This is a genomic window from Rugamonas sp. (genome assembly GCF_025354735.1).
Classification (GTDB): Bacteria; Pseudomonadota; Gammaproteobacteria; order Burkholderiales; family Burkholderiaceae_D; genus Rugamonas.
Genome location: NZ_JANXMI010000011.1, coordinates 1 through 12,514, shown reverse-complemented (window position 1 = coordinate 12,514; position 12,514 = coordinate 1). Strand labels below are relative to the sequence as shown.

The following is a 12,514-nucleotide window of genomic DNA, read 5'->3' as shown; positions in this document are numbered from 1 at the left end:
ACTGGCGCGCCAGCTTGAGCGCGGCCTCGATGGCTTCCGAGCCACCCGACACCAGGTAGACGTGATTTAAATCGCCGGGAGCGTGTTCGGCCTGGTGTTCGGCCAGTTCCTCGGCCACGTCGGTGGTGAAGAAGGCCGCGTGGGCGCAGGCGTTGCGCTCGATCCGCGCGTGCATCGCGGCGAGGATGTCGGGATGGGCGTGGCCGAGCGAGGAGACGGCGGCGGCGCTGGCGTCGAGATAGCGTTTGCCCTGGCTGTCGCGTACAGCCATGCCCTGCGCGCTGGCGGCGAGCGGCGGGGTGTGGCGCAGGTTGCGGTGGATGATGCGGCTTCTTCCAAGGCATTGCACGCTCCGGTTTATGGGGGTGCAATCATCATAAAAGGTGTTACCCATGTCTCCCGACAGGGGGCAAGACCGTGCCGGCTCACTGCCCGTCTTCAGCCTTCATCTGCAAGGCGCGGTCGTACAGCGCATTCTTTTTACGGCCGGTGATTTGCGCGGCCAGGTTGGCGGCCTGCTTGACCGAGCACTCCGTCAGCAAAATTTTCAGGATGCGCTCGGCCTCCAAATCCTGCTCCTCCTCGGCCGCCGGCGCGCCGGCCAGCAGCACGACGAACTCGCCTTTTTCTCGGTGCGGGTCGGCCTTGATCCACGCTTCGGCCTCGGACAGCGGGCAGCGGTGGATTTCCTCGAACATCTTGGTCAGCTCGCGCGCGAACACCACCACGCGCTGCGGCTCGAACACGGCGGCCAGCGCGGCGGCGCAATCGAGGATGCGGTGCGGCGCTTCGTAAAACACCAGCGTGGCCGTCACCGCGCGCAGCGTCTGCAAGACGTTTTCGCGCTGCTTGGCCTTGGCCGGCAGGAAGCCGACGAAATAAAACTGGTCATTGACCAGGCCGCTGGCCGACAGCGCCGTCACTGCCGCCGAGGCGCCCGGCAGCGGCAGCACGCGCAGGCCGGCGGCGCGCACGGCGTCGACGATGCGGGCGCCAGGATCGGACACGGCCGGCGTGCCGGCGTCGGACACCAGCGCGATCCGCTCGCCCGCTTGCAGGCGTGCGATCAGGGTCTCGGCCACTTCGCGCTCGTTGTGTTGGTGGGCGGCGATCAGCGGCTGGTGCAGGCCGAAGCGGGTCATCAGCTGCGCCGTGTTGCGGGTGTCTTCGCAGGCGACGGCATTGACCAGGCTCAAGACGTGCAGCGCGCGCAGGCTAATATCGGTGACATTGCCGATCGGGGTCGCCACGACGTACAAGGTTGCGCTAGGATAGCTTTGATGCGCCAGGTCGCCCATCACGGGCAGGTTGGCGAGGACGTTGGCGACATTGCTGGCGGGGACTGATTCGGGGACTGTCATGGAGGTGGGATGCTGGCTCTAAATGGGAAGAAAGTACTGCTGGTGGTGTCGCTGAGCGCGCTGGTCAGCGCTTGCAGCGCGCCCTGCGACGCGCCCGGCCGATTGTGCGCGCCTATCTCGTCAATTACAAGTGTGCCGCCGCCGGCGCCCGCACCGCTGCGGCCGGCCGCGCCCGTCGCACCGCCGCCGCCGCTGCCCAAGCGCCTATCGGAACTGCCGCCGCCGGAGCCGGCCCAGACCTTCGCCGTCGACTTGTCGAGCGGCTCGGTCGAGGCGGGCGGCACGGTGGAGGCGGGCGGCGCCGACCTGCCGGCCGGCCAGGTCCGCATCGCGCTGCTGCTGCCGCTGCATTCGGAGGCGCTGGGCCCGGCCGCCGAGGCGCTCAAGGCCGGCTTCCTGGCCGGCTATGAGCGCGACCGCGACAATTTCGCCGTCGACGTCGTCGACACCGGCGACGCCGCGCAGGACGTGCTGGCCAGCTACGCGGCGGCCGGGGAGCGGCACGATGTGATCGTCGGCCCGCTGGCGCGCTCGGCCGTCACGGCGGTGGCCGGCAGCGCCCTGGTCGGCAAGACCACCATCGCGCTGAACTCGCCCGAAGGCCGCGCCGACCAGCCGCTGCCGCCGGCCATGCTGGTGATGGGCCTGTCCATCGAGGAAGAGGCGCGCCAGGCGGCGCTGTGGGCGGCGGCCGACCATCCCCACGCCAGCGCGCTCATCGTCAGCGGCGGCACGGCGTGGCAGCGCCGCATCGCCGGCGCCTACGCGGCCCAGTGGCAGCGCCTGGGCCTGCCGGCGCGCACCGCCGAGCTGGGCGCGCTCAACGGCGAACTGGGCGAGGGCGACCTGGCCGCGCTCAAGGCCAGCCTGACGGCCCAGCCGGCCGAGCTGCTGTTCGCCGCGCTGGGCGCCGCCGAGGCCCGGCAGTTGCGGGCGGCGCTGGGCGCCGGCTTGCCGATGTATGGCACCTCGGCCCTCAATCCCGGCGACGGCGCGCTGCCGGAACTGGACGGCGTGCGCCTGCTCGACTTGCCGTGGCAGGTGCAGCGCGACCATCCGGCGGTGATGGTCTATCCCCGTCCGCTGGGCGGCGAGGCGCCGCGCAAGCCGGGCACGGCCGACCTGGAGCGGCTGTACGCGCTCGGCATCGACGCTTACCGCGTGGCGCGCCGCATCGGCCGCCAGCGCAGCGCACGGTTCGACATGGATGGCGTGACCGGCAAGCTGAAAGTGAGTTTCGGCGAAGGCCCGGCCAGCTTCGAGCGCATCGAGCAGATGACGGTCTACCAAAACGGCGTGGCGCTGCCGGTCGCGCCGTGAGCGATGGCGCTGACTGACAAACAGCGCCTCGGCCGCCAGGGCGAGGACGCGGCGCTGGCCCACCTGCGCGGCCACGGCCTGCATCTGCTGGAGCGCAATTTCCTGTGCAAGGGCGGCGAAATCGACCTCGTCATGCGCGACGGCGCCCAGCTGGTCTTCGTCGAAGTGCGGCGGCGGGCCGACCGGCGCCACGGCGGCGCCGCCGCCAGCATCACGCCACCCAAGCAGCGGCGCATGGTCCACGCGGCGCAATTGTTCCTGCTGCGCTATCGGCGCTTGCCGCCGTGCCGCTTCGACGTCGTCGCCATCGACGGCGGCGAGCTGACGTGGCTGCGCAATGTGCTTGAATTGTAAGCATTTAATTTAACGGCGCTTGTCCGTACAACCCGGACACTGCACTATAATCAGCACCTATGAATAATCAACGCATCCTGGCGCACTTCCACGAAAGTGCCGAAATCAAAATCCAATCCGCCACCGTGCTCGCCGCGCCCATCGCCGCGGCGATCGAGCTGATGTTCGCGGCCCTGTCGAACGGCAACAAGATTCTGGTGTGCGGTAACGGCGGTTCGGCCGCCGACGCCCAGCACTTCGCGGCCGAGCTGGTCGGGCGCTTCGAGCGCGAGCGCTTCCCCCTGCCGGCCCTGGCGCTGACGACCGACACCTCGATCCTGACGGCGGTGGCCAACGACTACAGCTACCGCGAGATTTTCTCCAAGCAGGTGCAAGCGTTCGGCCAGGCCGGCGACATCTTGCTGGCGCTGTCGACGTCGGGCAACTCGGGCAACGTCATCGCGGCCATCGAGGCGGCGCTGGAGCGCGAAATGCGCATCGTCGCGCTGACCGGCAAGGGCGGCGGCGACATCGGCAAGCTGCTGACGGACGCCGACGTCCACATCTGCGTGCCGGCCGACCGCACCGCCCGCATCCAGGAAGTGCATCTGGTGACGATACATTGCATCTGCGACGGCATCGACGTCGCCCTGTTCGGAGGCGACGCCAATGATTAAGTCCACCCACCATCTCACCCCGCCCGCGCTGCTGGCCCGCGTGCGACGGCCGCTGGCGCTGGGCCTGCTGTGCGGCGCCCTGCTGACCACGCTGTCCGGCTGCTTTCCGCTGATTATCGGCGGTGCCGTCACCGGCGGCCTGGCCGCGGCCGACCGCCGCACGCTGGGCGCGCAGACGGAAGACCAGGCCATCGGCGTCAAGGCCGAAGTCAAGTTGCCGGGCCTGGTCGGCGACGCCGGCCACGTCAACATCAACAGCTTCAACCGCCGCGTGCTGCTGACCGGCGAAGTGCGCGACGAGGCCATGAAGGCCACCGTGGCGCGCGACATCGGCGCCATCGAAGGCGTGGCCACGGTCATCAACGAGCTCGAGATCGCCGGCCCGTCGAGCTACACCTCGCGCTCGAGCGACGCCCTCATCACCACCAAGGTCAAGGCCAGCCTGATCGACATGAAGGAAATCTCGGCCAACTCCTTCAAGGTGGTCACCGAGCGCGGCACCGTCTACATGATGGGCCGCGTGACCCAGCGCGAAGGCGGCATCGGCGCCGACGTGGCGCGCGGCGTCAGCGGCGTGCAGAAAGTGGTCAAGATGTTCGAATACATCAGCGACGAGGAACTGAAACAGTACCAGCCGGCCAAGACCCAGGCCACGGCCAGCAACGGATAAGGGCCGGCCGGCGCTCGCGGACGGATCGGCCTATAATCGCAAGACCGACCATCAACGCCGACACCGCCATGACCGCCACCGCCTCCCCTTCCTCGACCGCCTGGATCAAGCCCGCGCTGGCTGCCGGCATCATCGCCGCGCTCGGCACGGCCGCGTATTTCACGCTCAACAGCCGGCCGGCCGCGCCGCAAGTGACCTTCCTCGGCATCCACGGCGAGCAGATCACGCCGGCCAGCCTGCGCGGCAAGGTCGTGATGGTCAACTTCTGGGAAACTTCGTGCGCCACCTGCGTCAGCGAAATGCCGAAGATGGTCGAAACGTACAATAAATACAAGTCGCAGGGGCTGGAATTCGTCGCCGTCGCGCTGCAATCGGACGCGCCCAACTACGTCGTCAACTACGCGGCCACGCGCCAGCTGCCGTTCAAGGTGGCGATCGACACCAACGGCGAGGCCGCCCGCGCCTACGGCCAGGTCGCGCTGACGCCGACCACCTTCGTCATCGGCCGCGACGGCAGGATCATCAAGCGCTACGTCGGCGAGCCGGAATTCGCGTCGCTGCACAAATTGCTGGAAACGGCGCTGCACGGATAATCGCCCGGAATCAAGACCGGGGGCAGACCCCGAAGTAGCCGCCGCCGCTACCCGCGCATCAAAATCCAGCTTGCAGCGACAGATACCAGCCCTTCTGATCCTTGGTGTTGAAAATCGTGATCTGCCCCAGATCCACATACGCCGCCGTCAGCGACACATTCTTGGTCGGAAAATAAGCCACGAAAACATCGTAATACGTCTTGGCATTGGCGTCCGCGCCGAGGTTGTGCGGCTGCTTGCGGTATTCGGCGCCCAGCGCCAGCTTACGGTTGATCAGATAGGCGGCCGACGCTTCCGGCATCAGGCGCACATCGCCGTTCTGGTCGCCGCCGAAGCCGAGTATGCCCATCTGGTTGGCCTTGGTGGCGCGCAGCGTGCCGTTCAGCAGCAGACTCTGCTCGAACAAAATCTTGGTGGCCGACACATAATAGTCATAGCCGTGATCGTCCCTGGCGCCCAGCTGCGTCACCTTGCTCACGCCCAGCGCGCCGAGGCCGCCGACACACTTGTTGCGCTTGTACAGCACGCCGACGGCGACCTGCGGCATCCAGCTATCCTGTTCGTAGACGGCGTCGCCGGCCACGCGCACCTTGAGGCCGACGATATCCTGCTTGATGTTCAAATGGTCGAGCGGCGCCAGGCTGCCTTCGAATTGCTGCTGCGCCAGCGTCAGCTCGACGCGGTCGGCGATGCCGACGGCCACGCCGTAGCTGCCGAGCGAATAATCCTGCGTCTTCAGATAGGTGTAGTGGGCGTTGGCGCCCCAGCTGTCGCGCGAGCCGTAGCCGCTGATGAGCGCCCACGGCGTGATGCCGCCGCCGCCCGCGCCCTCGACTTCGGCCACGCCGCCGGTGGCCAGGAACTTGCCCATGTCCGGCGTGTAATCCATGGCCCGCGCATGGCCGGCGATGGCGGCCAAGGTGGCCAAGGCCAGCAGCGCGCCGGTCCGGTGGATGAGCTTCTTGTTGTTCTTCATCTGCGCTCCCCGCTTATTTGGTCACGATGGCGCGCTGCATCGGCGCCAGCTTGGCGATCAGCTTGTTCGATACGCTCGACGGCACGTTGTTGCGCTCCATGGCGACCTGCAAATCCTCGGTCAGCGCGTTGAACTGGGCGTTGCTGATCTTCATGTCCTGATGCACGGTGGTCATGTCGCGCACGGTGCCGACGCCGTCCATCGTCTTGTCGCGGTGCTGGCCGCGGTACTTGCAGGGACCGCCGCTGAACTCGCAGAACTGCTCGCCCAGCCGCACGGCCAACTGCTTCATGTCGAAATCGGCGAAGCTGTCCTTGATGCGCGGATCGGCCAGCAGCATGGGAATGAAGGTGTCGACGATGTGGGCGATGCCATCCTTGCCGCCCAGTCCCTGATAGACCGCATCGTCGGTGTACGGCGTTTGCGCCGGGGCCGGGAGCGAGCTGGCCAGCAGCACGGCGACGGCGCAGAGTATCTTCAATTTCATCATATTGTGCCTTCGCATTGATTTAGGGCCACATTCCCAATAAATTATCAGATCACTCCGCCGGCAGAGCAAAATTCCGCTTTTATTTGGGATACAAAACCATTTGCGTGCAACGGAACAACGCTATCGTTTTACCAGTTTCCTGATGGATGACCGTGGCATCCCACACTTGCGTGGTTTTGCCCAGATGAACGGCTTTCGCGATCGCGACGACGGTGCCGCTGCGGGCGGTGCCGAGGTGGTTCGATTTCAATTCGATGGTGGTGAAATTGGCCGCGCCTTCGGGCAAGTGGGCCGCGCAGGCGTAGCCGCAGGCGGTGTCGGCCAGCGTGACGACGCTGCCCGCGTGCAAGAAGCCGTTCGGCGCCAGCAAGTTCGACGTCACCTCGAATTGCGCCCGCACCTCGCCCTCGGCGACGGCGGTGATGGTGATGCCCATGTGCTCAGGCAGATTGCCCTTGCCGAACTGGTTGAAATATTCCGGGGTAAATTTGCTGGCGTCCATGCGTCATCTCTGTAAAGGCCGACCCGGCTGGGCCGTGATGGCCGCGATGATAGCAATTTTTAGATGGTTTATTTTGCAATTCTCAGCCGCCGCCGCCGGCCCGGCCGGCCGATCCTCGCTATAATTTAAGGCAGCGCCCGCGCGCGATACTCACCAGGGAAAATCGATGCCGACCATTAGCGCCTTCTACGGAATGCTGATCCAGATGTGTTTCCGCGACCACGTGCCGCCCCACTTCCGGGTCGCCTATGGCGACTACACGGCCAGCATCGACATCAACAAAATGGAGTTGCTCGGCGGCGCCCTGCCGCGCCGGGCGCTGGACCTGGTGCTCGACTGGACCGAATTGCATCAGGCGGAATTGCTGGAAAATTGGCGTTTATGCGCGGCGCGGCAAGCGCCCCTGCCCATTTCACCGCTGGAGTGAGGGGTGGCGGTTGGGAGGCAAGCGGCGGGCGCCGCTTGCCTGGCGGGATCAAACTTACAGCGGCGCTGTGAACAATCAGTAGTTGATGAGACAATTTGGCCATTTTGGCGTATATTCATCCAGAAGTTGGTGAGACAATTATCAGAAGTTGATGAGACAATTTTCATGATGTTGTGCCAGCGCCTGGGAACGCTCCCTCGTTGACGTTAATTGTTCGGCCGGGCGTTTATGTCCATCGTCGCAAAACTAGCCTCGCATGTCAAAGATCGATGCGGAAATCGCTCAGCTACGCGCTGAAAATGCGGCACTGAAAGCGCTGCTGGCCATGCATGGTATTGCGGCGCCGCCCGCAATGGTGGCCGCCGCGCCGGTGATCCAACGTGATTCCAGCCAATTATCGCCCGAGGCGAAGGTCCAGCTCTTCCGACGGCTCTTTCGTGGTCGGGAGGATATCTACCCGGTCCGCTGGATAAGCAAGACGACGGAAAAACCCGGATATTCTCCCGTCTGTGCAAATGAATGGCGTCGCGGTGTTTGCGAAAAGCCAAGAATAAAATGCAGCGAGTGCAGCCATAGCTTGTTTGCGCCCGTCACCGACTACGTCGTCTTCCGACATCTCAGGGGTGAGATCACTGCCGGTGTCTATCCGCTTCTGCTGGATAACCGATGCTATTTTCTTGCTATCGATTTCGACGACGCAGATTGGCGCGAGGACGCGCGCGCGGTACTGAAAACCTGCGTTGAAAACGATCTCCCTGCGGCATTGGAAATTTCACGCTCCGGCTCCGGCGCACATCTTTGGCTTTTCTTTGCGAACGCGACGCCAGCAAGGGACGTGCGGCGGCTCGGAGCCGCACTAATTAGCGCGACCTGCGCACGCACCCGGCAGTTGACTCTAAAATCTTATGACCGTCTTTTCCCAAATCAAGACACCATGCCGAAAGGCGGATTTGGCAACCTAATTGCCTTGCCGCTGCAAAAGGAGCCCCGCGATCTCGGGCGTAGTGTCTTTGTCGATGCGGACTTGCAGCAGCTCCCTGATCAATGGGCATTTCTGGAAAACATCAAGCCACTCCCACAAAGCAGCATCGAAACGGCGTTGACCAAACTCGTTGGCGACCGCCACCCGCTGGACATCGCCTACGCCGAGGTACCGGAAGAGAATGCCGATGCGCCATGGGTCCGCCCTGCCAAGCCTGATGTCAGACTTAGCGGCATCATGCCGAAAGCTATCAAGGCGACAATCGCCGCGCAATTATTCATTGAAAAAGCTGGCCTGCCGCAATCGCTGATGAACCGCCTGATTCGGATTGCGGCGTTTCAAAATCCCGACTTCTACAAGCTTCAGGCAACGCTCAGGTCCACCTGGAATACGCCTCGAATTATCAGTCGCGCAGAGAACCATGAAAAGTTCGTATCATTGCCGCGAGGCTGTCTAAGCGATGTTGAGGCTCTGCTCGCCGTCAACAAAATTGAACTCCGTCTGAGCGACGCACGCTCGACGGGAAAGCCAATGAACGCAACGTTCCAAGGGGTACTTCGCCAAGATCAACAGGAAGCGCTCGATGCAGTCGTAAAACATGATTTCGGCATGCTGATTGCGCCGACCGCATTTGGAAAGACGGTCACCGCAGCGGCCATTATTGCCAAGAGAAAAGTGAGCACCTTGGTCATTGTCCACCGCGCCGACTTGATGCGGCAATGGCAGGAGCGACTTGGAAGCTTCATCGGATTGGACGACAAGAAGATTGGCCTTATCGGAGCGGGCAAAAAGAAGCCGACAGGATTACTCGACATCGCGGTCATTCAAAGCCTTGCGCGCCGCGAGGACCTTCCTGAGCTATTCAGCCAATACGGGCAGGTTATCATCGATGAGGCACACCACTTAACCGCAGAAACGTTCGAAGCAGTCTTGAAGCAGGCTAGCTCACGCTATGTCCTCGGGCTCAGCGCCACCCCTGTTCGCAGCAATGGCCACCACCCGATCATCTTCATGCAATCCGGCCCCGTCAGGCATATCGCCAAGAGTCCAGCACATGTCCCGGATCAACTCATGGTCCGCGTCCGTCATCTTCCAACGCCATCGATTTCACCGCACGCCAGTATTCAGGAAGTCATACGACTTCTGGCCGAGGACAGCGATCGAAACGCACGCATCGTCGCCGACGCAATCAGCGCGTTGAAAAATGGACGGAAGGTATTGTTACTGACCAAACGAACAGAACACCTCGACCTACTGAGTGCGCATTTTGCGAATGTCGAATACCCATGTTTCGTGCTACACGGGCGCATGAAGGCCAAGGAGCGCCAGGCGATCATCAAAGCCTTGGCGGAACTGCCCGAAGATGCACCCCACATATTACTGGCGAGTGCTCAACTGGTCGGCGAAGGTTTTGACCATGCGCCCTTGGATACCTTGATCTTGACGCTTCCAATCTCGTGGACAGGGACACTGCAGCAGTATGCGGGCCGTTTGCATCGCGACCATGCGAATAAAACCGATATCCTGATTTACGACTATGTAGAGCTGGATCATCCACAGCTCTACAGGATGTGGGAAAAGCGGCGACGAGGTTACCGAGCGATGGGCTACCAGGTGGATGCGGATCAACAACAATTTCGCCTGGGGTCCCTATGATAGGTATATTCAAGCCGCCAACCTCAAACGATTTCATTGACGTTGCGGCGGAAAGACAAAAAGGGAGGCGCTGATGGATATTTATTATTTCTTTAAATCGCGCGTGGATTTCGTTCGCCAATTTTACGACACCGCATCTACACCTTATGTTGAGCGCAAGCGACTGATCAACTCTCAAGAGGGGCAGTTTGTACCACCGTATAGCGAAGATGGCGAACCCGCATTTCTTGATGAGTGGACTGAAGCCGATGAGTCCCTTCATGTGCTGGCATATTCATGCATTTCCATGCTTGCCTCTGCGCTCCATTTGTATCTCGAATCCTGGGTACGGCAGAGCCGTGTTCCCATCAATGCCACAACGAGAAAAGTAGCATTCAAGAACGGATGGCTCGGCGGATATGGCGCTCATTTTTTCGATAATTTTCAGATTGATTTCACGGCTAGCCCCGCCAACGTCCAGTTACTAGAAGAGGTCATACTTGCACGTAACAGCATAGCCCATCCATCATCTATTACTACCCATCGCGCGCAGTACTCGAATTCGGATTTCAAAAAATTGCGTAGCCCATTTTTCGTGAGCGAAACGGAGTTTGCCTTATTCGCAGACATTGACGGCGATAAATCTTGGATGATCCCCGCGACCGTACACGTGAGTGAGGAGCAGTTGTCGACGGCAATTTCCGAAATCGAGAATTTCGCTGAATGGTTTGAGAAGACAATAATCTCCGCTACATCAATACGATAAATGACCGTATGCCAGTTCGAAAAATACCCAAGAATCACCTGACCGTCACCGGCAGCTTCGCCAGCCGCAAAAACGGAAGCATGGGCAGCTTCGAATCTCTATTGGAGAAGGAATACATGATGCTCTTGGACTTTGATGATGCAGTCGAAAGTTTTGAGGAGCAGCCGGTCAATATTCCTGTACCTGGTGTACCAAGAGGCTATACCCCTGATGTCCTCGTGCATTTTCATGCAAACGCCGCCACTGGACAAGTTCGCAAGCCCTTTCTTACCGAAATCAAACATACGGATGATCTCAAGAAAAACGCTGAAAAATACGCGCCCAAATTTGCGGCGGCAGAACAGTACGCCGCCGAACGCAACTGGGAGTTCGGGCTCACAACTGAAATGGAAATCCGCACTGTCCGACTAACCAATCTCAAATTTCTTAGGGAGTATCGCAATATCTTCCCCGACGATGAGAGCTGCATAAAAATCCTTGATTTCGTCGACGAGATGGACGGTGTAGCGTCCCTTCAGCGCATGCTCCTGCGCTTGGCCGTCAACGATGAAGAACAGCTGTACTGGCTCCCGATTATCTGGAATCTGGTACTCATGCGACGGCTAATTATTAATCTGGACGCCGCGATCGACAGCGACGTCCTATTCAAATTGCCGGAAACAGCATGAGCAACAAAAACAAAGAACCAACGCAACTTTGGCTGAAGGAAGGCGCCACCGTAGTCGACAATGGTCGGGAATATGTCATTGTGGCGTTGGCAGACCTCAACCTGGTGCTCGCCAAGGAGGTGGCTTCCGGTGAGAAGGTGCTGCTCAGAATTGGCGACCTAGGGCCACCGAGGAAAATTGGTACTCCGGAAAATACTCCTACACCTAAGCCGGATCTGTGGGAAATATCTGACGAGGAATGGCGCGTTGCCGAAGAGCGTAGGCGCCAGATCGCGCCTCTTCTAGGTAATCCCGTCTATCAACACTCTGGCGCCAAAGCCGATAAGATTGCAGCAGAAGCATGTGTCAGCAGGGCCACAGTCTATCGGTGGGTAGCAGCGTTTCGCGAAACCGGTTTGCTCTCTTCATTATTGCCTAGTCTCAGTGCCCGAGGCGGCAAGGGCAAGGGTAGACTACCCGCCGAGGTAGACGCGATCATAATGGATTGTATTGAGAACTTTCACGATACCGAGCAAAACAGATCCATTGCAAAAACAGTGGAAGAGATCAGACGGCGCTGTTCCAATGCCAATCTCCGCTTGCCTGCGCTCAATACAATTCGCATACGCATTGACCAATCTAACGGCCGCGAGCGCGTGAAAAGTCGCAAGGGTGAAGCGGCAGCCCACGACCAATTTGATCCAATCAAGGGCGTGATTCCCGATGCCGACTGGCCACTTGCCCTGGTTCAAATCGATCACACCTTACTGCCGGTCATCATCGTTGACGACGTTCATCGTAAATCTATTCGCCGAGCCTGGATTACACTGGCTATCGACGTCTATAGTCGTGTCTGCCTAGGGATGTATCTGACGCTTGACGCGCCATCGGCCATGTCCGCCGGGATGTGTATTTCGCACGCGATCATGCCTAAGGACCAATGGATATCCCGGCTCGGTTTAACAACCGCTGCTGCTGATTGGCCTTACTGGGGTTGTTCGTTTGCGCGCTGAATTGACCCACTCCGTTTGACCCTCCCTCCATTGCCTGGCGAACGCCGCCACGCGATCGTAAGACCCCCCGAATCCCAATTCCAATAGATCCTCGTGGAGCTGTTTAAGGCTGCGCCGCTGCT

15 protein-coding genes are annotated in these 12,514 nt (G+C 61.0%); 10 read left to right on the top strand and 5 right to left on the bottom strand.

Features of this window, described 5'->3' with window-relative positions:
• Together Q0S71_RS00970 and rsmI are read right to left on the bottom strand one after the other, a co-directional pair.
• A partial coding sequence (locus Q0S71_RS00970) for an aminotransferase class III-fold pyridoxal phosphate-dependent enzyme (RefSeq protein ID WP_295990153.1) occupies positions 1–349 on the bottom strand: 349 nt, incomplete at its 3' end.
• A gap of 76 nt (positions 350–425) precedes the next feature.
• Positions 426–1,298, bottom strand: a complete 873-nt coding sequence (gene rsmI, locus Q0S71_RS00965) for a 16S rRNA (cytidine(1402)-2'-O)-methyltransferase (protein ID WP_295990155.1) — start codon at positions 1,296–1,298, stop codon at positions 426–428.
• Between the two features lie 72 nt (positions 1,299–1,370).
• On the opposite strand from rsmI, the gene Q0S71_RS00960 reads away from it, so the two are divergent.
• The 5 genes from Q0S71_RS00960 (at position 1,371) to Q0S71_RS00940 (ending at position 4,954) form a co-directional block, all read left to right on the top strand.
• A complete protein-coding gene (locus tag Q0S71_RS00960) occupies positions 1,371–2,681 on the top strand; it encodes a penicillin-binding protein activator (RefSeq protein ID WP_295990152.1) in 1,311 nt (436 codons plus the stop codon).
• A gap of 3 nt (positions 2,682–2,684) precedes the next feature.
• Positions 2,685–3,035, top strand: a complete 351-nt coding sequence (locus tag Q0S71_RS00955) for a YraN family protein (protein WP_295990151.1) — start codon at positions 2,685–2,687, stop codon at positions 3,033–3,035.
• Positions 3,036–3,094: 59 nt separating this feature from the next.
• Positions 3,095–3,691: a phosphoheptose isomerase gene (locus tag Q0S71_RS00950; protein ID WP_295990150.1), complete on the top strand. Its 597-nt coding sequence runs from the start codon at positions 3,095–3,097 to the stop codon at positions 3,689–3,691.
• The gene (locus tag Q0S71_RS00945; protein WP_295990149.1) at positions 3,684–4,361 is read left to right on the top strand and encodes a BON domain-containing protein; all 678 of its coding nucleotides are present in this window, start codon (positions 3,684–3,686) and stop codon (positions 4,359–4,361) included. The genes Q0S71_RS00950 and Q0S71_RS00945 overlap by 8 nt, the downstream gene beginning before the upstream one ends.
• Positions 4,362–4,429: 68 nt before the next feature.
• Positions 4,430–4,954 carry a TlpA disulfide reductase family protein gene (locus Q0S71_RS00940; protein ID WP_295990148.1) on the top strand — a complete coding sequence of 175 codons (525 nt, stop codon included), beginning with the start codon at positions 4,430–4,432 and terminating at the stop codon, positions 4,952–4,954.
• 58 nt (positions 4,955–5,012) lie between these two features.
• Here Q0S71_RS00940 and Q0S71_RS00935 read toward each other — a convergent pair whose 3' ends face one another.
• The 3 genes from Q0S71_RS00935 to Q0S71_RS00925 all read right to left on the bottom strand — a co-directional run bounded on the left by Q0S71_RS00935 (position 5,013) and on the right by Q0S71_RS00925 (position 6,922).
• A complete protein-coding gene (locus tag Q0S71_RS00935; RefSeq protein ID WP_295990154.1) occupies positions 5,013–5,843 on the bottom strand; it encodes a DUF3034 family protein in 831 nt (276 codons plus the stop codon).
• A 100-nt stretch (positions 5,844–5,943) separates the two neighbouring features.
• The gene (locus Q0S71_RS00930) at positions 5,944–6,417 is read right to left on the bottom strand and encodes a group 1 truncated hemoglobin (protein ID WP_295990147.1); all 474 of its coding nucleotides are present in this window, start codon (positions 6,415–6,417) and stop codon (positions 5,944–5,946) included.
• Positions 6,418–6,499: 82 nt separating this feature from the next.
• Entirely contained in the window at positions 6,500–6,922 is a 423-nt protein-coding gene (locus Q0S71_RS00925; protein WP_295990146.1) for a PaaI family thioesterase, read from the bottom strand.
• Between the two features lie 166 nt (positions 6,923–7,088).
• Here Q0S71_RS00925 and Q0S71_RS00920 point away from each other — a divergent pair, with 166 nt between their 5' ends.
• The 5 genes from Q0S71_RS00920 (at position 7,089) to Q0S71_RS00900 (ending at position 12,392) form a co-directional block, all read left to right on the top strand.
• Positions 7,089–7,349, top strand: a complete 261-nt coding sequence (locus tag Q0S71_RS00920; RefSeq protein WP_295990145.1) for a DUF4160 domain-containing protein — start codon at positions 7,089–7,091, stop codon at positions 7,347–7,349.
• A gap of 256 nt (positions 7,350–7,605) precedes the next feature.
• Positions 7,606–9,987, top strand: coding sequence for a DEAD/DEAH box helicase family protein (locus Q0S71_RS00915; protein WP_295990144.1), 2,382 nt, complete (start codon positions 7,606–7,608; stop codon positions 9,985–9,987).
• Positions 9,988–10,060: 73 nt separating this feature from the next.
• Positions 10,061–10,732 carry a hypothetical protein gene (locus tag Q0S71_RS00910; protein ID WP_295990143.1) on the top strand — a complete coding sequence of 224 codons (672 nt, stop codon included), beginning with the start codon at positions 10,061–10,063 and terminating at the stop codon, positions 10,730–10,732.
• Between the two features lie 8 nt (positions 10,733–10,740).
• The gene (locus Q0S71_RS00905; protein ID WP_295990142.1) at positions 10,741–11,400 is read left to right on the top strand and encodes a TnsA endonuclease N-terminal domain-containing protein; all 660 of its coding nucleotides are present in this window, start codon (positions 10,741–10,743) and stop codon (positions 11,398–11,400) included.
• Positions 11,397–12,392: a helix-turn-helix domain-containing protein gene (locus tag Q0S71_RS00900; RefSeq protein ID WP_295990141.1), complete on the top strand. Its 996-nt coding sequence runs from the start codon at positions 11,397–11,399 to the stop codon at positions 12,390–12,392. The genes Q0S71_RS00905 and Q0S71_RS00900 overlap by 4 nt, the downstream gene beginning before the upstream one ends.
• Positions 12,393–12,514 lie beyond the last annotated feature (122 nt).